The organism is Candidatus Eisenbacteria bacterium (assembly GCA_016930695.1).
Classification (GTDB): Bacteria; Orphanbacterota; Orphanbacteria; order Orphanbacterales; family Orphanbacteraceae; genus JAFGGD01.
The window spans coordinates 16,974-40,034 of record JAFGGD010000008.1 but is presented as its reverse complement, the minus strand read 5'-3'; the positions used below and the strand labels follow the sequence as shown (position 1 = coordinate 40,034).

The window sequence follows — 23,061 nt, the reverse complement described above, 5'->3', positions numbered from 1 at the left end:
GCAATAGACGAGGTACCAGGCCAGGACGAAAACCATCCAAGCGGCGATCCAAGTCTTCTTCACCGCTTCTTCTCGCACGGCCCCTCCGCTCCGGACGTCACCCCCGCCGCGGCGCCGTCGCCTCCGGCCCTTCCCGGCCGCCCCGGAGCGACAGGACGAGCGAGACGGCCACGAGCATCGTCTCCGGCATGATCGGGAGGGAGTAACGCATCCTCACGATCGTCAATGCATGAACGACCACGAAATAAACCGTAACGGCCAGAAAAGGCTTCAAATCGTACCGCCGCCACCCCCGGACGTAGCCGCCGATCGCCAGCAACAGCAGGGGGATCTGGATCGCCACGTTCCCCCAGATCACCCGGGGCTGCCCGTAGTACCAGAACGCGGCGGATTTCACCAGAAAGGCGCGGGCGAAGGCGCCGGGATCGCCGGCGATCCGGGCGAGGGCTTTGCCGATCAGCCCACGCTCGTCCCGCGCGCCGGCGCGGGCGCGTTCCAGCCGCTCCTCCTCGCCGAGCGCCGCCTCCGCCCGCTCCCGCTCCCGGCGCTCATTCTCCTTCAACCGATCCGGCAGCTCCTCCACCCACCGGTCCGCCCCGGCGAAACTCTCGTTCATCCCCTGGTTCAGCGCCCTTCCGGAACGCATGGTGATCGGCACGATCATCCCGGTGACCGCGTACTGCCGGGCGAGCCAGGGGGTGAGCGGCGCCGCCATCGCGAGGAGGAGGAGGAGGGTCCGCGCCCCCCGCCGCCGGAGACCGGCGCCCATTCCCGGAAGGGCGAGAAGGATCAGCAGAGGGGGAAGCAGGATCACCTTCTCCTTGACCAGCGCCGCCGCCGCCCAGAGGAGGCCGCAGAGCACGAGATCGGCGGTCCGCCCCGCGGCGCGGTAGCGGGCAAGGGTATACATCATCCCGGTGAGAAGAAGGATGAAAAGCGACTCCGGCGCCACCCGCGCGGTGTAGACGATCGCCTGCGGATAGAGCGCCCAGCCGAGCGCCGCGAGAATCGCCAGGCCGCGCCTCCGGAAGACGAGCGCGCCGAGCAGGAAGACGAGAAAACAGGTGGCGGTGTCGAGGAGCGGCTGCAGGATCCGCACCCGGACCCCCTCGTTCACCTCCGCTCCGGTGAGCCGGTAGAGGAGCGCGAGAAAATACACGTACCCCGGCGGCGTGATCAGGTTCGGCGCATCCCCCGCGCGGATGACGTATCCCTCGCCTTGGAGAAGGTTGCGGGCGATCTCGTCGTACTTGTCGTCCACCCCTTTCCACATCAACCGTTCACCGATTATTGGGAAGACCGCAAAGGAGTAGAGAAGGCGGAGGGTCAGGCAGAGCAGCAGAACCGCGCGAAGCGCCCGGTCCTCCCGGAGCGCGGCGAGGACGCCGCCCTGTTCGTTCATTCGCGCCATGGGACCTCGATCCCTTTCGGGGCGTGGGGACCTTCTCGACGCCCGAGCATAAGCCGCCCGGCGCGGTGATGCAAGCGGAGGGAACGAACCGGATCGCCGGCGGAGTCCTTTCGCTTTCCCACCATGGAACCGATCAGGAGCGACAGAGGAGGACCGCCGTCACGTCGTCCGAGAGGGCGCGACCGCTGGAAAAAGCGCGCACGGCGGCGATGACGCGCTCCACGAAACAACAGGGATCATCCATCTTCCCCTCGCGGAGGAGCGCCATCATCCGATCCTCGCCGAACTCCTCTTCGTTCTCGCCCCACGCCTCGGTCACGCCGTCGCTGTAGAGGAAGAGGGCGTCGCCCGGCTCGAGGCGCGCCTCGCCGGTTTCGAAGGAGAGGTCCGGGAACGCACCGAGGAAAACGCCCCCCGCTTCGAGAAGCTCGTGCTCCCCCGACGCGCGGAGCAGAACCGGCGGATTGTGGCCGGCGTTCACGTAGCGGATTTCGTGGGTTTCCGGGTCGAGGCTGAGAAGGACGAGGGTGATGAAACGCTCGCCGCCGGTGTCGCGATGGATCGTCCGGTTCAGGCGCGGCACGACTTCCTCCAGCGGAAGGCCCGCCTCCACCTGCGCCCGGAACCCCGCCTGGGCGCTGGACATCAGAAGCGCCGCCGGTATCCCCTTTCCGGAGACGTCGCCGATGCATACCCAAAGGCGGCCTCTGTCGTCATCGAAATAATCGAAGTAATCCCCCCCCACCTGCAGGGAAGGGACGTTCCTCCCGGCGACCCGGTACTCGCCGCGCTCGAAGACTCCCTCGGGGAGGAGCTTCTGCTGGATCGAGTGGGCGACCTTCAGTTCCTCCTCGAGCAGCCTCTTCCTCTCCAGCTCCTCGTGGGCCAGCGTCTCGCGGATCTTGACCGCCGCGAGGTGGCCGATCAGCGTGAGCAGCTGCAGGTCCTCGTCGCTGAAAATCGTGGAGGCGTTGCGGTCGTCGGCGTAGAGGATGCCGGTCACCTCGCTCCCGTTCCAGAGGGGCGCGCACATGGCGGAGTGTATGCGGAGGTTCGCCACGCTCTCCATGGCGCGGAAACGGGAGTCGCTCTGCGCGTCGGTGATTCGCACCGCTTCGCGCCTCTCCATCGACGAGAGAGCGATGGAGCGGCTGACGAGAATCTCCTCGTCTCCCCCCGGCCCGGCCTGGTCGAAGGCGCGCGGGACGAGCGTCCCCTCCTCGTCGATCAGGAGGAGCGCCACTCTCTCGGCCCGGGTCAGCTCACGGGCCAGATCGACGACCTTTTCGAGCAGGTCCTCCATCGGGTGGACCGCCAGAAGCGCGTCCCCCACGCGGTCGAGGCGCTCGAGGAGCCTCACCGCGCCCGCCGCCGACCGTTCGGTCTTCTCTCCCGATCCGATGATGGACGCGACCGGCATGCTCCCCATGGTCGTGGACGAGTCGAGATCGGCGACGCGCACGCCGCCGCTGGTCTCCTCCCATTCCAGGAGGACCGAGAAGGGGCCGATCTCGAGCCGCTCTCCCGGGACGAGCGCCTCCCTGCCGGCGAGTACCCGGTCCTCTTTCCGCGTCCCGTTGGTGCTCCCCAGGTCCTCGACGACGCAGCCCGTCTCATCGCATTCGATACGGGCATGGCGGCGCGACACCGCCGGATGGGCGAGAACGATCTCGTTCTCCGGCGTGCGCCCCACCGTATAGGCCCGGCCCGGCTCGATGCGGACGCGGTTCGGCCCCGTTCCGGCGCTCCGGATCACGAGCATCAAACGATCATCCGTCATGGAAGCCTCCCGTCCGAATCGATTCTAGCAGCCCCGCCGCCGCGGGGAAAGAAAGGATCGCATGGCCGGATCGGACCGGGCGGATGGAATCAGAGGCCGCCGGACTCGCTCTCGACGATGAGCCGGTCCCAGAGAAGCTCCGCGACCACCCGGACGCCGATGGCGATGGCGCGCTCGTCCGGGTCGAAGCCGGAGCTGTGGAGCGGTCCCGCGTCCCCACCCTCCGGCGAGACGCCGAGACGAAACTGGAAACCGGGAACGACGCGGCCGAAACGGGAGAAGTCCTCGCCGCCCATGCCCGGCGGGTAGAGCGTTTCATTCTCCGGACCGACGACGCGGCGAAAGACCTCCCGGGCGCGCTCAACGAGTTTCGGGTCGTTGTACCCCGCCGGCGTCCCGAAGAAGTACTCCAGCTCCGGCTCCGGCGCCCCCGCCGACGCGGCGAGTCCGCGCACCGTCCGCTCCACTTTGTCCCGTAGCGCCAGCCGCGTCTCTTCGTCGTGGCTCCGCACGGTGGCGGTCAACGTCACCTCGCCGGGGATCACGCTGCTCTTGTTCCCCCCCTCGATGGACCCGACGGAGATCACGGCGTGATGGTTGACGTCGATCTCGCGGGCGATGATGGAGGGGAAGGCGGTCACCATTCGCGAGGCGAGCAGGACCGGATCGACGGCCCGATGCGGATAGGCGCCGTGACCGCCCGAACCCTTTACGACCAAACGGAACACGTCCACGTTCGCCGTCGCCCAGCCGGGACAGGAGCCGATCCGCCCGGTCCGCAGGGTGGGGTGATCGTGCAGGGCGAACACGCAGGCCGGCTTCCTTTCGCCGTCGAAGACGCCCGCGTCCAGCATCGCCGCCGCGCCGTCCCCGGTCTCCTCCGCCGGCTGGAACAGGAACAGGATCGAACCGGGCATCCGGTCTCGCGCCGCCGACAACACCCGCGCGGCGCCGAGGGTGATGCTCATGTGCAGGTCGTGCCCGCAGGCGTGACTGAGCCCGGTCTCCTTCCCGCGCAGGGTGTCGGTTCGCGTCGACGCGAAGGGGAGCCCCGTGGTCTCCGTGATCGGCAGGGCGTCCATGTCCGACCGCCACGCCACCAGCGGCTTCGCGGAAAGGCCGCGCAGGATCGCGACCACGCCGGTCCCCCAATCCCCCTCCACAAGCTCCACGCCGGGGATCGCCGACAGTCTCTCCCTCACACCCGCCCGGGTCTCCCACTCCCGTCCCGCCAGTTCGGGCCGTGCGTGGAACCATTGCCGGTCCTCGATCGCCCGCGCCTCCTCCGCCGCGGCGAGCCGAGCGAAATCGGGGAGGATCTCCTCCCCCGCGGCGGCCGGAACGGGCGCCAGGAGGATGAGGAGCAGGGGAACGAGACGAGGGATGGGGACGATGCGCCGCATGACGTTCTCCTCTTCCCGGCGGGGAATCCTCCGGGCGACTTGCTCCCATCCTATACCATGCACGCCGGGCGCCCAAGGGACGGCGTTCGTGTTATAATGAGATCGCTCCCGTGACGAAGACCGCGACCCGCCTCCCCCCCGGAGCGAACGAGCCGTGCCACGATTCCGCGATCTCTTTCCCTCTGCGATTCTTCCCGCGTTGATCGCATGCTGTGCGGTCCTTGTCGCCGCTCGTCCCGGCGCCGCGCCCCCCGCGCGCGGCACGTCGATCGAGGACTTCGAGTCGGGGACGGTGATTCTCGCCGGTTATCCGGGCCAGGACGTTCAGCCGGACGCCTGGGAGCTGACCGGCGAGGAGACCTGGGGCGGAAGCGCATGGGCGCTCCGCCTTCACGGAAACACGTGGAAGACGGAGTCGATCGACTCCGCCGCCGTCGACTCGGGGACGGTCTGGCGCGTGGCGACGCTGGTCGAAAGGACCGGCGACATGCAGGCCTTCGGCGTCGGCGACGGGACGAACGAACTTCTATACACTTTCGCCGGCGCGGACCTCCCCCAGGGAAACGAGTGGTGGACCGTATATCAGGGCGCCTTCCCCGTCGGCGAATGGACCGCCTACCTCCTCCCCATCGGCCGGGACTGGATGGCGACCTACGGTTATCTCCCCGCGATCGACCGTCTTTTTTACATCAACGACGACGACGGGGGAAGCGGAGGCGAGATCGTCTTCGACGAGATCGCCGACGTGACCGACGACCTGCCCGTGGCGCCGAGCGTCACGATTCTGCGCGACGTGAAAAGCTGCAAGCAACTAGATGAAAAGCGGTTTCGCGTGGGCGTGCAGTTCCACTGCGCCGTCGTCGATCCCGATTCGGACACGCTTTTCTACTGTTGGGATTTCGGCGACGGCGGCGGGAGCGGGGAGACCGATCCCTATCACGAGTTCCTGATCGAGGCGGACTACGCCTATACCGTGGGCCTCACCGTCTATGATCCGGACCGTCTCGCCGGACACGACACCTGCCGCGTGGCGGTCGAGCCGGGCGAGGGGGACCTCCCCTTCACGATCAACTTCGTCGGCGACATCTTCACCGGCCGGGCCTACGAATACGCGGGCGGGATCATCGAAACGCAAGGAATCGAAGCGCTCTTCGAGCCTACGCTCGGTATCTTCGGAAACGCTGCGGACCTGAACGTCTGCAACCTGGAGTGTTCCTACACCGACCGGGGGACACCGCACCCGACCAAGTCGGTGGTCTTCCGCAGCCGGCCTGAGAACATCCACGGCATCCGCTATGCGGGCGTGGATCTGGTCACCCTCGCCAACAACCACATCGTCGACTACGGCGGTGAGGGGATGGCGCAAACCATCGATTCCTTGGACGCGATGGGGATCGCCTACTCCGGCGCCGGCGCGAACGAAACCTACGCGCTCCGGCCGGTCTTCCGTTCCATGCGCGGGATACGGGTCGCCTTCCTCGGCCAGTGCAATCGCTGCGGAAGAAAATGGAACTACCAGCCTTTCCTCGACGCCGGCGCCTGCAAGCCCGGTTTCGCCTACCTCGTCCCGCACAACCTGGAACAGGCGATTCCATACGCCCGGGACCTGGCGGACGTGGTGGTGATCCAACTCCACAGCGGCGACGAGTACCAGACCGCGCCGCCGGAGAGGGGCGGACCTCCGCGGATCGAGGCGTCGGAGATCGCCGCAGATGACCCGGATTTCCGCTTCCGCGTCGAGCCGACCCTCGGCGAGCGCGCGCTCCGCCGCATGGCGATCGACCTCGGCGCCGACGTGGTGATCAACCACCACCCCCACGTCCTGCAGGGATTCGAGTCCTACGACGGGCGCCTGATCGCTCACAGCCTCGGCAATTTTATTTTTGATCTTTATTATCCGGAGACGATGCCCACCATCGTGCTCACCCTGGAGATCGACGACACGGGGATCATCGGCTACACGTTCGTCCCCGCCTGGATCGACGACACCATTCCGCATCCGGCGACCGGCCGCCTCGGCCGCGAGATCCTGGACCGGATGGCGGATTACAGCCGGCCGATGGGGGCGCTCGTCGCCGTCGACCCGGAGGCCTGCCGGGCCCGGATCCACCTCTCGCGCTCCGCAATCGACTCGACGGTGAGCGAGGCGACCGTCTCGGACACCCTCGTCGAGGAAGACGGCTGGTTCCTCTCGCCCCCTCTGGAAATCGAGGGGCGGGGAAATCTCTCGGAGGTGGTCGCCATCGAGACCCCATCGCCGACCGGTTGGGATGTCCGTTGGGGACGGGAGATCCTCTGGCACGGCGGCTTCGAGGAGGAGGGGGCCACCCTCTGGGAGGTGAACACCTCCGACGAGTGGATCACGGACTCTCTCTTCCACTCGGGCAAGCGCTGCCTCGCCCTCAGGCGCACCTCCTCCAGCGGCGGCCAGACCGGAACGGATCTGGAGAGGCATCTCCCCTGCGATCCGGAAAAGGAACACAGCTCTTCCGGTCTCGTGCGCGCCGAGAACGCCGGCGATCCGCGCGTTTTGGCCCGCTTCTACGCCGACCGCTATTCCTCTTCCTATATGAGCAGCACCCAGCTCGCGGACCCCTTCGACGGCGACTGCGATTGGACCCGCCAGTGGCGGAATCTGGAGACGCCGGCGGGGGCGGACTACTTCGAGGTCCGCTGCGGCCAAGACCCGCCCTCCTCCGGCGTCGGCCTCGCCTGGTTCGACGACATCCGCTTCATCGAGTGGGAGCCTTGGACGCCGGCGGAAGGCGGCGCGGCGGTCCCGTCGCCGAACAACCATCGATTTCTTCAGGTGCGAACCTCATCCTCCGGAATCGACTCGGCGCGCGTGCGCTACGCCGAGACGGCCTACGACGCCGTCTCCACGGAAACCGCCGCCGGAACGCCCCCGCCGCCGGCGGCGCCGTTTCTCCGCAACGCGCCCAACCCCTTCAACCCGCGCACGATCATCGAGTGCGTCCCTCCGGGACGAGGAACGGCGCGCGCGTCCCTCGCCGTTTACGACATTCGCGGGAGGAGGACGGCGCTCCTCTTCGACGGCGCGCTCACCGGTGGCGAGACGAGCCGTTTCGTTTGGGACGGGAGGGACGACCGGGGCCGGCCGGCGCCGAGCGGCGTCTATCTCGCCCGGATGGAGACGGCGGGCGGAATCTTCACCCGTAAAATGGTTCTCCTCCGCTGACGCACCGCGGCGACGCGTCTCGAGCCGGCCGCTCTCTCGACGGGGGCGGCCGTTTTCTTTTCACCGGTTCCACATTTCCAAGGAATCAGAAGAAATCGGGAACGAGGATGAGATCGCGCGCGGAGCGCTCCACACGGTCGACGAGCGCTTCGCGCCCGTCCGGGGAGACGTCCAGGCCGGATCCCGCGGGCTCGGCGAACGAGACGAGGGTGTCCGTCTCGCCGGAGGCGAAATCGAGGAAGACGAGGAGGGTCCGTTCCCCCTCACGAAGGGTGGCGTAAACCCCCCGGTCGGCGACGCGCTCGCCGCTCCAGGAGGCGGTGCGATCCGCCGGCACAACGCACTCGTCCGGACCGTCCCCCGCGAGGGAATGCCGCCAGATTCCGTTCTCCGGCGGCCGGTAATAATAGAAGCATTCGCCATCGGTGGAGGCATGAAGCACACGGCAGCCGGGAACGAGCACCGGCTCCACCCGGCCGTTCTTGGCGGCGACATGCTTGATCTCCCAGCTATCGTCCCGGTGCGTGTAAAAATAGAGCCAACGACCGTCGGCGGACCAGCGGCAAAACTCTTCATGCCGCCTCCCTTCGGTGAGACGCCGAGGCGCTCCCCCCTCCGGATCGACCAGGTAAACCGCCGAATATCCCTCGGGAAAGGCGGTGAACCCGATCCGCCCCCCCTCGGGGGACCAATCCGCGCCTGAAATCCAAGTCCCCTCGAAATGGGTGATCTGCCGCGGGTCCGACCCGTCGCGCCGGCAGACCCAGATCTCCCGGTTCCCCGACCGGCTGGAAAGAAAGAGAAGCCGCTCCCCGTCCGGTGAGAAGCGGGCGCAGCAGTCTTCTCGAGTGGAGGCGATGAGCGGGCCGTTCTCCTCGTCCCCGCCGCCCGCGAGATCGAGGCGCCAAACATTCAGGTCCATGGCGAGTTCTTCGAAGACCAGGCCGCGCCCGCGCGAGGCGAGAGAGGGACGGAGCGGCGAACCGCCCCGGGTCGGCAGCCAGGTGAGCCGGCCGTCGGAGACGGAGAGGCTCCACAGGTTGTATTCGGTCGTCGGGGCGGCGGCGAAGACGATCCGGCGTCCGTCGGCCCTCCAATCCTGGCCGGCGATCCGGTGCTGCGACCGGGTGATCGGCCGTTCGTCGCCGCCGTCCGACGGAACGAGCCAAAGATCGTCCCGGAGCGCCGCGTCGGACCGTACGAAGGAGAGGGATCGACCGTCCGGCGAGAAACGGGGATCCCGATCCCCCCCCTGGCCCGGAGAGGGGGAGGTGATCCAACGCTCCCCGGCGTTCTCCAACGAATAAAGACGTATCCGGTAGATGTCGGCAAGGGAGTCTTTTACGGATAAAGCGAATTGCGTGCCGTCCGGCGACCAATCGAAACCGCGGATCCCGCGCACGGACGCCACCCGTCTGGCCGGTCCGCCGATGGCGGGGACCGTATAGATTCCCCCCCTGTCGCCGGAGCGGTAGAAAGCGACGGCGCTCCCGTCGGGAGACCAGACCGGGAAGTACTCTTGGGAGGGGTGATCGGTCAGTCGGAGCGGCGTTTCGGTGTTCGCCTGTTTCACGTAGATATCGAAATCGCCCGCCTCCTCCTCGCCCGTCCAGGCAAAGGCGACCAGGTTTCCGTCCGGTGAAAGGGCGGGATGGATTTCATCCCCTCGGAAGCTGGTGAATGGCATGCCGGAAAGGGTGGGCGCCGTCGCGGGTCCCTCGGAGGGGCGGCGGAGCCAGAGAAGGGCGGCGATAAAGACGGCGACCAGCGCCCCCGCCGGGATCAATAGGCGAAGCGTGAAGGAACGAGAGCGGCCCGGGCGGAGGGCGGAACGCCCGGCGCCGGCTTCTGCGAAGCGAACCGGCGCGATCAGCCTGTATCCCCGCTTCCGGATCGTCTCGATCATTTTCGGGGAGCGGGGATCGTCGCCGAGGAGACCGCGCAGGTCCGAGACCGCCCGGGTGAGGGCGTCCTCGCAGACGATCGTCTCCCCCCACACCGCGTCCAGCAGCTCGTCCCTCGTGACGATCTCCCCGGCGCGCCCCGCCAGAATCACCAGAACCTGCATGATCCGCGGCTCGACCTGGTGGGTGTTTCCCCCCCGGCTGATCCGGTTCAGCTGCGGTTGAACCGACCAACCCGCGAGATCGAACGGGCGGGGACGGTCGTACTCGGGCGCCGGGGCTTCCGCCATGGAAGTCTCCTTCGGTTTCGGATCGCCTGTATCGCGTTCCCGTTCCTGCAGGGAATCCGGATGGGAAACGGAGCCGATCCGGAGGCTCCCCTCAGGCTCGATCCGATTCTACCCGCTATCCTGGATTCGTCAAACAGAGGGGCCGTGCGACGGTCTCTCCGCTCACCTCGGAGAATAAGGAGGAAACCCGATGTTACCAAACGTTTTCCGCTCCATCGCCTCCCGGGGCGCCACGGCGCTCCTGGCGGTTGCGGCGTCCACCGCGGCGGCCGAAAACGCAGAACTCCTTGCCGGCGTTTCGGTTCCGTTCATCGAGAACCGGGGCGCCCGGCCGGAGGAGGTCGCCTTCTACACCCGCGTCCTCGGCGGCGGACTTTTCGTAACGTACGGCGGTTCGCTCGTATACGACCTCCGCTCCCGCCGGGGAGATGGAGGGGCGGTTCTTACAGAGAAACCGGAAGGGGGGCGGATATCCCGAATCGAAGGGGACGAACCGGTCTCCTTCCGCGTCGGCGAATTCCGAGGCTCCGATCCGAGCCGCTGGGAAAGAGGCGCCCCCGCCTATCGAAAACTCGACATGGGCGAGCGTTTCGACGGCGTGCGAATCACCCTCCGCGCGGGCGGCGGCAACGTGGAAAAGCGCTTCCACGTCGCGCCGGGCGCCGATCCGGCGGGGATCCGCATGCGCGTCGAGGGGGCGGACCGTCTGTGGATCGACGAGGGGGGACGGTTGGTCTGCGAAACCGCGCGCGGGCCCGTACTCTTCACCGCGCCCGCCGCCTTCCAGGAGCAAGACGGCGTCCGCGTGAGCGTCGCTGTCGCCTATCGGGCGGCGGAGGGGGATCTCTCCTACGGCTTTCGCGTCGGTCCCTACGACGAGAGCCGGGAGCTGGTGATCGACCCGCTCCTCGCCTCCACATTCCTCGGCGGGACGAGCGACGAGGGGGACTGGTCCTGCAACGCCGTCGCCGAGGACGCTTCCGGAAACCTCTACGTCGCCGCCCGGGTCCAGTCGATGGACTTTCCCTTCACCTCCGGCGCCTATGACACCATCTCGGGCCCGGGAACGGATATCTTCATCGTGAAAATGAGCGGCGACATGACCTCCCTTCTGGCCGCCACCTTTCTCGGCGGATCGAGCAGTGAAGGGACGGGACAGGGGGACTGTCTCGCCCTCGACGGCGACTGCAACGTGTATGTGGCCGGCTTCACGATGTCGAACGATTTTCCGGTAACGCCCGGCGCGAGAGACACGACCTACGCGGCCAACGGCGACGTGTTCGTCTCCAAGTTCGACCCGGACCTCACGACGCTCCTCGCCTCCACCTATTTCGGAAAGCGCCAGTACGAGTCGGCGAACACGGTTCTCGTCGACGATCAGGGCCGGGTTTTCGTGGCGGGGCGGACCAAGTCGGACAACCTCCCCACCACCCCCGGTTGCTACGACTCCACGTGGAACGGACAGGGGCCCGTCTCCTGGGGTGGAGATCTCTTCATCACCCGTTTCGACTCCGACCTGACCGTGCTCGAGGCGTCCACTTATCTCGGTTCCGCCGGTTGGGAGCAAGGAGGGTACATGGCCCTCGACGGAGAGGGCAACCCGGTGATCGCCGGCTCCACGGGCGGGAGCGATTTCCCGACGACCGGCGGCGTCTACGACGAGACTTATAACGGCGGTGTTTTAGCGGGCGGCGACGTCTTCGTCGCTCGGATGGATTCGGACCTGACCACTCTCCTCGCCTCCACATTCCTCGGCGGGTCCGCCAACGATTTCGGCCACGCCGTCACGCTGGACGACTCCGGCCGCGTCTACGTCACCGGAGAGACCGGCGAGGCCTCCACGTCGGACTTCCCCACCACGCCCGGCGCCTACGACGAGACCTACAACACCTGGGGGGGAAACAACCGGAACGATGTTTTTCTCTCCCGCCTTTCGCCGGATCTCTCGACGCTGCAGGCATCCACCTTCCTCGGAGGCGGAGGCCTCGAGATCGGTCTCTCGGTCCGGGTAAACAGCGAGGGGGACCTCTTCGTATCCGGGAGCACCGTCTCCTACGACTTCCCGACCGCTCCCTGCGCCTACGATCCGGGTTACAACGGCGGTTCGCAGGATTACGGCGGCGATCTCTTCGTCTCCCGGTTGGACGGGGATCTCACCGAACTCAGGGCTTCCACCTTTCTCGGCGGAAGCGGCGAGGAAAGCTCGGGACGGATGATTCTGGACGGCGACGAAAACCCGGTGGTGGTCGGCCAAACCCCTTCCGCGAACTTTCCCTGCGCGCCGGGCGCCTGGGCGGCGAATCACAGCGGCGGCTTCGGCGACGACGTGGTCCTCGTCCGGCTGGACGCGGGGCTCTCCGAGGCGGGGACGGCGGTGGAGGAAGGCGCTCCCCCGCCGGTCGGGGCGGCGCTCACGATCCGGCCGAACCCCTTCAATCCGAGCACGACCGTTTCGTTCGAAATGAAAAAGGCGGGGCGCGTCGCGGCGGACATCTTCGATTCCGCGGGGCGCTTCGTGGCCCATCTCGTCGAGGGGACCTTCGATCCCGGACCTGTTCGGATCGCATGGGACGGCGCCGGCCGAAACGGCGAACCGCTTCCGAGCGGCGTCTATCTCTGCCGGCTCCGCGCCGGCGGCGAGATACTCTGCGCCAAGATGATTCTGCTGCGCTGATTCGGATTACGCATAAAATTTCTTCGGCGGCTTCGGCGGGCGTGGCGGGCGCGTCCGCCGCGCCTCCGATTCAAGAGGCGGCGTCGCCCTCGCCGTTTCCGTCGATCCTCTCGGCGGCGAGAAGCGTGAAATCGTCTTCCAGCTCCGTCCGCCCGGTGTGGCGGAACACCTCCGTCTCGAGCCGCCCCAAAACGTCTCGAAGGGGAAGCCCCCCGCTCTCCGAAGCGATCCGGGCGACCCGGAGATCGCCGAATTCGGTCTCCCCCGCGTCCATCGCCTCGTTGACTCCGTCGGTGTACATCAACACGCGGTCCCCCGGCTCAAGCGTCGTCGAGCCCTCCTCGTACTCCGTCTCCGGGTCCACGCCGAGAAGAAGGCCGCTCCTCACGAGACCTTCCACGCCGCCATCCTTCCGGACCACGAGCGGGTAGTTATGGCCGGCGTTCACGTAGGAGAAATTCCCCGTACGCGGATCGAAGAGCGCCGTAAAGAGGGAGATGAAGAGTTCCGGAGGCGTGTTCCGGTACACGAGCGCGTTGACCTTGCGGATCAGATCCGGAAGCGGAGTTTGTACGCCGCTGGCGGTGCGCAGCGACGCCTGCAGGCTCGCCATCAGAAGCGCCGCCCCCACTCCCTTGCCGGCCACGTCGCCGATCGCCAGGAGGGTGCGGCCGTCCTCCATTTCAATGACGTCGTAGTAGTCCCCCGCCACATCGAGACAGAACCGGATGCTCGCCGCCACATGAAGCCCCGGCGTCGGCGGAAGCCGCCCCGGCAGGAGCCCTTCCTGGATGTTCCGGGCGAGCTGGAGCTGCTCCTCCAGCTTCCTCTTCTCCACCTTCTCCTCGAGGAGCCGGATGTTTTCCGCGGCGAGGCCGATCTGCGCCGCCAGGGAGCCGAGAAGGGAGAGCTCCTCCGGCGTGTAGTCCTCGCCGTCCCGCTTCGGACCGAGAAGGAGAAACCCGACCCGACCGGAAGGCGCGTTGAGCGGGAGGAGCACGGCGCCGAGCCGTTCGCCGAGCCATCGTTTCTGCTCCTCGTTCAGGTCGAAACGGCCGCTTTCGATCAGTTCGTCCACGAAGAGGGGATGATCCAGAGCGCCGATCTCCCGCACCGACGGATCCGAACGGTGGAAGGGGGTCGGCTCGCCCGCGAGAATCAGCGCGTCGCCGCCGTTCGCTTCCAGGAGAGGCGCCACCTCCCGCGCGGCGATCCCGGCGGCGAGCTTGCGCGTCAGCTCCCTCCAAAAGGTATCCGGATCGGCGCTCGAATCGGGTGAGCGAAGGAAATCGCGTATCAAGGCGCGCAGGCGGTTCCGCTCCGGATAGAGGCGGTCCGCGATTTCACGCCGGATCCGCCGCTGCGCGGGCGCGAAGCCGATGGCGAGTCCGAGGGCGACGACCAGCGTGGGGGCGCGGCTCACCACGCCGAGACGATCGAGAAGGATTTCGCTGAACAGATAAAGGAATCCGAAAAACACCACGAGAAGCGCCGTGTTCACCGCGAGGAGGCGCGCGCCCCGGTTCAGCCTCCCTTCCACCTCCAGCAGACGATAGCGGCCGAAGGCATAGGCGAACGTGATCGGGATGAGCAGGACGAGGAGGAAGTTCGCGTTGGCGGTCAGGAGCCGCACGGTGACCGTCCAACCCCGCGCCCAATCCCCGGCGAGAAGGGCGACCCAGGGGAGGACGCCATAGAGGAGCAGTCCGGGAACGGACCCCATGATCAGCAGCTTGGTTTGGCGGCGGGCGAGGAGGGTGTCGGCACGGAAGTAGTGCCTCGCCAGAAGGAGGCTCCCCGCGGCGAGGTACACGCTCCGGTGTACGGCCAGGGGGACCGGCAAGCGCACCACGCCGGTGAGGTAGAGAGCGCCGATCACCAAGCCGGGGAGGAAGAGGACCGCCGTGACCGCCCTCCGGTGGGCGTGGAAGAACGGCTCCGGCGCCGGGAAAACGAGCTGCAGAAGAAGCCAAAAGACGGGGGCGAAGAATGCGAAACCGGTGAAGATCTGCAGAAGGACTCTCCCGTAGGGGATCGCGAAAGCCGCGTAGTCTTCGGCGCCGATGATCCGGTTCAGAAGCATGCCGATCGCCATGGAATAGCAAAAAAACGCGAGGATCCGCACGCCCGGCGAATCGGGGCGCCGGAGGAGCGCCCAGAAACCGACGAGAACCAGCGCCGCCGTGATCAGCGTGCGGAGCACGAAGAGGCCGACGATCTGCGCGCGCAGGCTCAGCGGTATGGGACGGGCCCGCACCAGAGTGGTCCGCTCCTCGCCGTCGCTCTCGAAGCGAATCGTCACTTCCCGGCCCGGAGGCGTTTCGGGGTTGAAGACGAGAAAATAGTTCTCACTCGTCGCCGGCAGGCCGTTGAAGGAGAGGAGCCTGTCTCCCCGTTTCGGGATGGGGGGCCGGACGAAGTCCTCTTCGTCCACGTCATGGAACTCGGCGGGCGGCTCGGGTCCGAGGCGGAGCCAGCTCCATATGTCCACCGCCGTCACCAAGCGGTGAACCAATGTGTACTCCCGCGCCAGGTACGCCCCCGAATAGAGGAGCACCGCGAGAGAGATCAGAAGCAGGACACTCCGAGTCGGACGATCGGACAACAAGCACCTCCCGGAAACCGGCCGGCCGGTAAGTCTGAATATAAGAAGGAGTGCCGGATCGCACAGGCCGGAGCGGAAACCGCGTCACAACTAACGCTTAATCATACAGTTACAAGACCACCGGGCGAGGAAAAATCGGCCGGAGCGGCCCCCCGGATCGGAGCTCGGGGCGGAGACCATACGGAAGAGGAAACGCGGAGTTTCCCGTAGCGTGTTCCACGATCCCGATCAGCCCTTCGCCGCCGTGCCGATGGAAAAGCAGGCGGGGGCGGCGCCGAGATCGCCGGAGGGACCGCGCACCATGCGGAGCGAAGAGGTCGGTTTCTCCTCGAAGCCCGAGGCGCGCAGTTCGCCGATGGCGACGCCGTTCGACTCCAGAACGCCCAACTCGATCGGCGTGTCCGGCGCCTCGCGCGCCAACGCACGGAGCAGGTCCGCGGGGCAATAGGATCCCGGCCGCGCGATCCAGGGGGAAGCGGAGACGATCCCGTCCCCGTACCGGCCGATCACGAAACCGAGAATCTCCTCTTTGGGAGCGAGAACCAAGCACAGCTCCGGCGCCCGCTCGAACCGCCGCCGCAGAAAGAAGCTTCTGTCTTCACCGAAAGCCTCCCGGTCCATGGCGCGGACCGCATCCCAGTCCTTCTCCTCCATCGGCCGGACCCGGCCGTGAGTCTCCCCCTCGATCAGGCCGGTGAAGCGGAGAGAACGGCAAACCGGCCGAAAACCGGCTCGTTCATAAAGCCGGACCGCGCCGGGCACGCCGTCGAGAAGCACGCTGCGGACGCCGCGCCGTTCGAGGTGCTCGAGCGCCGCGCCCAGCAGCTTCGCGCCCACGCCTCGTCCGCGCCGCTCCGGAAGGACGATCAACTCGCCGATGAATCCCGAGTCTCGGTATGCGGTGGCGACGCCGATCCCGATCGGCCCGCCCTCCTCTTCGGCGATCAAGCAACCCTCGGAGTCGTGGGCCAGGAAATTCTCGAAGTCCTCCCTCGTCTCGTTCCGCCACCCCTCGGCGGTCGTCCGGGCCGCGGCGAAATCGAGGTCCTCTTCGGTCATCGTCCGGATGCGCATGGTCCCTCCCCGGGCAACCACCGAAATTGCCCCCGAATGCCCGCCCCTCAATCCACGTAGCCGAGGGCGCGGAGCCTCTCCTCGGTCACGGCGTCCACCGTAGCCCGTTCCGCCTCCACGCCTCCCCGAGCCGCCCGCTCCGCCGCGTCGTTTAAGAGCCGGAGCCAGGGATCCGCCGCCGGGGAATCGGCATCCAACAAGTTCGCTCGCTCCTCCCCATCGGCAAAAAGATCGAAGAGCATCCGGCTCCGCCTGTCGCCGACCCGCGCCTCGACGAACTTGGAGCCGTCCTCGAGAAGGATCGAGCGGAGCGTCCTCCCGTGGCCGCGGGCGACCTCGGCGAAGCTCTCCCGGACGCCCGTATCGCTCTCGAGGCCGAGGAGCACGGGCAACAGGCTCACGCCTACGAACTCGGGAGGGGATTCGGCCCCGGCCGCCGCCGCCAATGTGGGCGCCAAATCGACCAGCCGCGCCATCGCGGTCGATCGGCCCGGAGCGATCCCGCGCCCCCGGAAAAGCAGGGGAACCCGGACCAGCTCCTCGAAAAGAGAATTGCCGTGCCCCCAGCCGTCGTGATCCCAGAACTCCTCGCCGTGGTCGGAGGTAACCACGATCCATGTGTCTTCCCCGAGACCGCGTTTCTCGAGCCCGTCCATGACCGCGCCGAGCGCGCGGTCCGCGCGGTGGATGTCGTCGTCGTAGCGCCCCACCATGACGGCGACCCCGTCCCCCCCCGGACGGGGGGCGGTGTCGAAAGGATGGACCGGGGCGATGCCCACGTGAGGGGCGAGGGAGATCCCCACCGGTCCGAAACGCCCCTCTCCCACGTAGGGATCGTGAGGTTCCATGAACTGAACGTGGGCGAAGAAGGGATGGTCCCCACCGTCGTCGATCCAGCGAAGAAGCCTGCTCGCAAGGAGGTCCGCCGGCACGATCTCCTCGGTGATCCCGGGGCGCCAGAACGACTCGTAGCGCGTCACCCAGCGGTCCGTGTCCGCGCACCCGGGCAGTCGCCCGGCGGTTCGCTTCAGATAATAGGGGAGATAGAAGATTTTCAAATAAAGCGGTTTCGACGGTGCGACGGCGATGTCGAACCCGTTTCCGAAGCCGAAGGAAGGCTCGATGAAGGGATTACCGGAAAAGAGCCCGGTCCGGTACCCCTTCCCGCGCAGGAGGGCGGGGAGGGTGGTCACCGTTCCCGGGAGGGCGGCGGCCCGATGGGTCACGCCGTGTCCCGACGGGTAGCGAGACGTCAGGATCGACGCGGTGGAGGGGAGCGTCCAGGAAGAGGGCGCGTAAGCCCGCTCGAACACCGCTCCCTCCGCGGCGATCCGGTCCAGGCGCGGCGTGGTCTCCCTATCGTAGCCGTAGCTTCCCACGTGATCGAAACGGAGCGTGTCGAAAACGAAGAGAAGGATGTTCGGCGCCCTCCCGCCCTCCGCGGGCCGCGGGGCGCCGGAGGAACGCTCCTCCGGCATCCAGCGGAGCGGCAGCGTGAGTAAAACCACGGCCGCGGCGAAGAGCGGAAGGCGGGCGGGCCGCCGGAAAAGCCCGACCGGAAGGAACCGTCGAAAGAGAACGGCCAGCGGGGGGATCGCCGCCAGCACGGCGAGGTTCAGGAGCGTGGTCCAGGGACGGCGGATATCCACGAAAACGTGGGCGAGGAGCGCGCCGAGAACGCCGAAGGCGACCGCCGCGGCGAGCAGAATCGCCGGTCCGGTTCGCCGGTCCCGCGGAAAGCCGGTGCCCACCCGGCGGAGCACGGCGAGCGCCGCCGCGACGACGAATCCCGCCGCCGTCCAGTAGAGGACATAGAGAAGCGTCACGCCGGGGAGGAGAGCGGCGGAGAGGAGCGGCGCCCCCCGGATCGCGTGGAAGGCGAACTCGACGAGCCCGATGAGAGCGCCGACCGCCGGCCCGGAAGCCCAATCGATCGAGCCGGCGCGTTCGGCTTGTTCGGATGTCGTTATTTCTTTCACGGTGTTCTTTCCGCGTTTGTACGGAGCCTATCACCCTCGTTCCGCGGGGGTCAACGAGGTCCGGCCCACGGTTCGTCCCGGGCGCGCGGAGAGGACCGGCGGGCGCCCCGTTTCTCTAATCTATTACATAACAGCTTATTACACAACATGTTCGGCCTTGACCCGATCATTGGGATGTGAGATAATGAGATGGTCGAATGTGCTCCGTAGAATACGATCGGCGCAAGTCCCCCCTTCCCGTTCGTTTGCGGGAGAACCGTTGTTATCGTAAGGACCGTCCTCACGGTTCGACCGGCCGGCGCGGGAAGGTATCGGCGAAACCCGGAGGTGCCGGCAGTGACTTCGCCCGCCATCCCTGGCCTGCTTCTCTTGAATAAGGGTACACCCGCCCGAGCCGCGCACCGGTGCGCTCCCGCCCTCCTGCTCCTCTTTCTTCTCCCTTCCCTCGCCTTCGCTTTCTCACCCGAACCGGACTTCGAAGCTCCGGGCTATTTCCCCACGGGGGATTATCCGCACTTCGTGGAACAGGCGGATTTCAACGGCGACGGACTGATCGACTTGGTCGTCTCGAATCGAATCGACGACAACCTGGTCCTTTTTCTGGGGAACGGCTCCGGCGACTCGCCCGATGGAACCTTCACGCTTCTTCTCACGTTATCGGCGAGCGACCAGCCCTATCTCTGCACGGTGGCCGACCTAAACGGTGACGACATCCTCGACCTCGTGGTCGGAATCCGCTACCTGAACGGAGTGGACCTGTTCCTCGGCGGGGGATCGGAAGGCGTGTGGGACAGCACCTTTTCCGCGCCGAGCCACTTCTTCTCCGGGCACGGCGCCTACTCCGCGGCGGTGGGGGACTTCAACGAGGACGGCATCGTCGACCTGGCGGTGGCGAACGACTGCATCGCCTCCGACATCGGAGACAGCGTTTCGGTACTGATCGGAACCGGCGCGGACAGCGTTTGGGACGGCGGATTCGAAAGTCCCGTGGGTTACCCGACGGACCATACTCCCCAGATGATTCTCGCGCACGACTTCAACGAGGACGGCATCCTCGACCTCGTCACCTGTAACGCCCATGGCGCGAGCGTTTCGGTATTGATCGGCGACGGCGGCGGCGGCGTGGGAGACGGCACCTTTCACCCGCGGGTCGACTATTCCGTCGGGAGCGGCCCCCACTCGGCGGTCGTCGAGGATTTCAACGAAGACGGGATCGCCGACCTCGCCGTCTCCTGTTGGGACGTGGACAGAGTATCGGTCCTGCTCGGCAACGGCGCGGGGGGCGTCGGAGACGGCACCTTCTCGGCCGCGACGCACTACGCCGTCGGCGACGCGCCCCGTCGGGTGGTCATCGCCGATTGCGACGGCGACTCCATTCACGACCTCGTGACCTGCGACTATTACGGCCGAACCCTCTCCGTCCTGACCGGCTACGGTGACGGGACCTTCGCGAGCGCGCGGACCTCCTTCGCCGGCGGAACCTGCTGGTCCTTGGTGGCCGGTCGCTTCGACGAAGACGGCTTTGTCGACGTCGTCGCCGTCTCCCCCAACGACGAAGGCGCGACCTTCTACGCCGGGAAAGGAGACGGGACGTTCCGCTCGGTGGAATGCCTGATCGTGCCGGATCGTTGCCGCGCCGTCGTGACCGGCGATTGGAACGGAGACGGCCATGCCGACCTCGCCGCGGCCGGACGGAATGAATTCCGGGAGGGAACCATCTTCGTGTTCACGGCCGACGAGGCCGGCCATGGCTTCACGCACGCCCAAACCTGTTCCACCGGAACCGATCCGGCGGACATGATCACCGAGGATTTCAACGGCGACTCCATCCCCGATCTCGCCTCGCTGAACCGCGGCGACGGAACCCTGTCCATTCTTCTCGGCGCGGGCGGCGGCGCTTTCGGCTCCCCTCTCTTCACGTCCGTCGGGAACGAGCCCGCCGCGCTCGTCACGGGCGACTTCGACGACAACGGCGTCCGCGACCTGATCTTGACTCGGAGGCTGAATGGGACCATGAGCGTTCTGCTCGGCGTGGGAGACGGCACCTTCGCCGCCCCCGTCGCTTACGCGGTCGGTTGGGGCCCACGGGGGGCCGCCCTCGGCGACTTCAACGGCGACGAAATCGAGGACGTGGCGATCGCTCTGCTCTACGACAACGCGGTGTCGGTCCTCCTCGGCAACGGCGCCGGCGGGATCGGAGACGGCACCTTCGCCGCGGCGACCCCCTTCGCCGTCGGCGAAAACCCGCACGACGTGATCACCGCGGATTGGAACGGCGACGAAATCCCGGACCTGGCGGTGACCGAAACCGGCGCGGACAGCGTGGTCGTCCTCCTCGGAAACGGCGCCGCGGGAGTCGGCGACGGCACCTTCAGCACCGCGGGCCGTTACGCCGTCGGCCTCTCCCCGATCGAGATTCTCACCGCGGACTGGAACGGAGACGGGATCCTCGACCTCGCCACGGCGGATTCCCTCTCCGGCACACTCTCCATCCTGACCGGAAACGGCGGGGCCGATGCGGGGGACGGCACCTTCGACGGTCCATACGTCTTTGCCGCCGAGGAGTGGGTCTCCGATCTCGTCGACGGGGACTTCGACGGCATCGGCGGCCGGGACATCATCGCGGCGGGCGCGGGATTCTACGTGAAGAACCCGGATTGCCGGATCAACATCATCCGGAACCGCTTGGAAATCACCGCGCTCCCGGGCGGAAGCCCGCCGCCGGCCCTCCCGCGGCTCCGCGTCCGGGTGCGGCCGAACCCCTTCAACCCGGTCGCCGCCATACGCTACGAACTGGCCCGGCGGAGCGCGGTCCGCGCGACGGTGCACGAGCCCTCCGGCAGGCTCGTCTCGGTTCTTTTCGAGGGCGTGGTGGAAGGAGGGGAACACACGCTCCCCTGGAACGGAAGGGACGGCGACGGCCGTTCGGTCGCCTCCGGAGTCTACTTGATTCGGGTCGAAACGGATCACTCGGTCGGCGCCGCAAAGGCCGTTCTTCTCCGTTGAAGGGCGAAGAGAGCCTCCCCGTCCCGTCGCCGCCTTTTCGCGAGACCTCTTCTTTTATTTATGTGCGCACTTTTCGCAGACCCCGACCACCGACAGATTGTAGGCGCGTAATTGAAACCGCCTCTCCCGGCAGACCCGTAGAATCGCTTTCGACAACGCCGGCTCGGTGAATTCGATCACCCTTCCGCACCGCTCGCATACGAGATGGTCGTGGGGGGAGTCCGAGACCCGCTCGTATCGTCTCGGACCATCCACCTCGCCCACGCGGCGAATCAGCCCGAACCACTCCAGCAGATTCAGGGTGCGGTAGACCGTGCCTCGGGAAACGCGATCCGGTCCCCCTCCCAGTTCGGCCGCCAGCTCCTCCGCGCCGAAATGACGGTCCATGCGGGAGACCGCGCACACCACGATCTCCCGGGCCTGGCTGAAATGCAGCCCCCGGCTTTTCAGACAAGAACGAAACCGGGCGAGCACCGTTTCGCTGGTCGATCCCACGATCCTATTTCCTCCGCCCGGCTTGGCCGCCGGTGAATGACCCCAGTGTACACCGACGAGAGATGCCCGGCCAGTGGGCGTGGCGCGACACATTCTTCTCCCCAACCGACGCGCGAAACGCTATACTCCCGATGCGCCGGACGCCGGCGGATCCGCTTTCCGGGAAAGGAGATACCGTGGCGGACCGATACGAAGCGGAGATCCTGGATCGAAGCGATCTCGACGGCTGGGACAGGCTCGTGGGTCACGCCTCCGGTGGGACCCTCTTCAACACCGGTCGATGGTTCCGGATCTTGGGGGAGACGCTCGGCAAGGATTGGCTCGTAATCGGGTGCCGCAAGAACGGCGTCTTGGTCGGCGGCTGCGCCGGAGCGACGACACGCCGGGCGGGCCTCGATCTCTTCCTCCCGCCGCCGCTCACGGCCTACGCCGGGATGGTCCTCGCCGATCCCGAGAGCGAGAAAGCCTGCGAGGGAACCGAGGACACGCTCCGCCGCGCCTCCGTCCTGGAAAGCGCGCTGCGACTCCGGTTCGCCCTCTCCTGGACGGTTCATCATCCGTCCACGCCCGATCTTCGCCCCTTCGTCTGGAACGGGTGGGAGTCCATCCCCCGCTACACCTACCTCCTCCCCCTCCGCGCGGACGGCGATCTCTGGTCCGGTTTGAAGAGCAGCCTGCGAAACAAAATCCGCAAGGCGGAAAAAGCGGGGATCCGGGCGCGCCGCGCGGAAGACCTGTCGGGGGCGATCCGCTTCTACGCCGACAGCTATGAAAAGCACGGCGCCTCGCCTCCGATCCCGCCGGAGCGCCTCCTCGCCTGGTTCGACGGGCTCCGCCGAGAGGGGATCGCCCGCGGCTACCTCGCCGAAGACGAACGGGGCGAACCTCTCGCTTTCCGGATCGCCCTCGTCGACGGGGAACGCGCCTACGACTGGGTGGCGGGGGCGGACACGGCGCGCCTTTCCGATGGAGCCACTCCGCTCCTCTACTGGAAGGAGATCGAGGACCTGCGGGCGGACCGCGAATTCCTCGACATGATGGGCGCCAACACGCCCACCATCGCCGGTTTCAAGTCCGGCTTCGGCGGCGACCTCGTCCCCTACTGGGAGACCAGGCGCTTCCGCTCCCCCCTCGTCCGCGCCCTCTTCCGCGCCCGCGGACGCTTCGGACGCTGAATCCTTGCGGGGAATTCGACGACGCGACACGATTGTCCGTAGACCGAGACAGAACCGGGCCCGGGA

12 protein-coding genes are annotated in these 23,061 nt (G+C 67.1%); 4 read left to right on the top strand and 8 right to left on the bottom strand.

Going from position 1 to position 23,061, the window contains the following annotated elements; all coding sequences use genetic code 11:
- Nucleotides 1-97: 97 nt before the first annotated feature.
- The 3 genes from JW958_00965 to JW958_00955 all read right to left on the bottom strand — a co-directional run bounded on the left by JW958_00965 (nucleotide 98) and on the right by JW958_00955 (nucleotide 4,594).
- Nucleotides 98-1,411: a glycosyltransferase family 39 protein gene (locus JW958_00965; protein MBN1824802.1), complete on the bottom strand. Its 1,314-nt coding sequence runs from the start codon at nucleotides 1,409-1,411 to the stop codon at nucleotides 98-100.
- A gap of 133 nt (nucleotides 1,412-1,544) precedes the next feature.
- The gene (locus tag JW958_00960; GenBank protein ID MBN1824801.1) at nucleotides 1,545-3,191 is read right to left on the bottom strand and encodes a SpoIIE family protein phosphatase; all 1,647 of its coding nucleotides are present in this window, start codon (nucleotides 3,189-3,191) and stop codon (nucleotides 1,545-1,547) included.
- Between the two features lie 89 nt (nucleotides 3,192-3,280).
- Nucleotides 3,281-4,594 (bottom strand): amidohydrolase, encoded by a 1,314-nt coding sequence (locus JW958_00955; protein ID MBN1824800.1) that lies wholly within the window; start codon nucleotides 4,592-4,594, stop codon nucleotides 3,281-3,283.
- 199 nt (nucleotides 4,595-4,793) lie between these two features.
- On the opposite strand from JW958_00955, the gene JW958_00950 reads away from it, so the two are divergent.
- Nucleotides 4,794-7,793 (top strand): CapA family protein, encoded by a 3,000-nt coding sequence (locus JW958_00950; protein ID MBN1824799.1) that lies wholly within the window; start codon nucleotides 4,794-4,796, stop codon nucleotides 7,791-7,793.
- Nucleotides 7,794-7,878: 85 nt separating this feature from the next.
- On the opposite strand, the gene JW958_00945 is transcribed toward JW958_00950, so the two are convergent.
- The gene (locus JW958_00945) at nucleotides 7,879-9,987 is read right to left on the bottom strand and encodes a PD40 domain-containing protein (protein ID MBN1824798.1); all 2,109 of its coding nucleotides are present in this window, start codon (nucleotides 9,985-9,987) and stop codon (nucleotides 7,879-7,881) included.
- Nucleotides 9,988-10,177: 190 nt separating this feature from the next.
- On the opposite strand from JW958_00945, the gene JW958_00940 reads away from it, so the two are divergent.
- Nucleotides 10,178-12,661 (top strand): SBBP repeat-containing protein, encoded by a 2,484-nt coding sequence (locus JW958_00940; GenBank protein MBN1824797.1) that lies wholly within the window; start codon nucleotides 10,178-10,180, stop codon nucleotides 12,659-12,661.
- Between the two features lie 70 nt (nucleotides 12,662-12,731).
- Here the strand turns inward: JW958_00940 and JW958_00935 are convergent, their stop codons facing one another.
- From JW958_00935 to JW958_00925, 3 genes are all read right to left on the bottom strand, one after another.
- A complete protein-coding gene (locus JW958_00935) occupies nucleotides 12,732-15,266 on the bottom strand; it encodes a SpoIIE family protein phosphatase (GenBank protein ID MBN1824796.1) in 2,535 nt (844 codons plus the stop codon).
- Nucleotides 15,267-15,494: 228 nt separating this feature from the next.
- Nucleotides 15,495-16,340 carry a GNAT family N-acetyltransferase gene (locus tag JW958_00930; GenBank protein MBN1824795.1) on the bottom strand — a complete coding sequence of 282 codons (846 nt, stop codon included), beginning with the start codon at nucleotides 16,338-16,340 and terminating at the stop codon, nucleotides 15,495-15,497.
- A 47-nt stretch (nucleotides 16,341-16,387) separates the two neighbouring features.
- A complete protein-coding gene (locus JW958_00925; GenBank protein ID MBN1824794.1) occupies nucleotides 16,388-18,319 on the bottom strand; it encodes a sulfatase-like hydrolase/transferase in 1,932 nt (643 codons plus the stop codon).
- A gap of 336 nt (nucleotides 18,320-18,655) precedes the next feature.
- On the opposite strand from JW958_00925, the gene JW958_00920 reads away from it, so the two are divergent.
- Complete coding sequence (locus JW958_00920; protein MBN1824793.1) at nucleotides 18,656-21,325, top strand: VCBS repeat-containing protein; 2,670 nt, start codon at nucleotides 18,656-18,658, stop codon at nucleotides 21,323-21,325.
- A 54-nt stretch (nucleotides 21,326-21,379) separates the two neighbouring features.
- On the opposite strand, the gene JW958_00915 is transcribed toward JW958_00920, so the two are convergent.
- The gene (locus tag JW958_00915; GenBank protein ID MBN1824792.1) at nucleotides 21,380-21,820 is read right to left on the bottom strand and encodes a transcriptional repressor; all 441 of its coding nucleotides are present in this window, start codon (nucleotides 21,818-21,820) and stop codon (nucleotides 21,380-21,382) included.
- A gap of 176 nt (nucleotides 21,821-21,996) precedes the next feature.
- On the opposite strand from JW958_00915, the gene JW958_00910 reads away from it, so the two are divergent.
- A complete protein-coding gene (locus tag JW958_00910) occupies nucleotides 21,997-22,995 on the top strand; it encodes a GNAT family N-acetyltransferase (protein ID MBN1824791.1) in 999 nt (332 codons plus the stop codon).
- Nucleotides 22,996-23,061 lie beyond the last annotated feature (66 nt).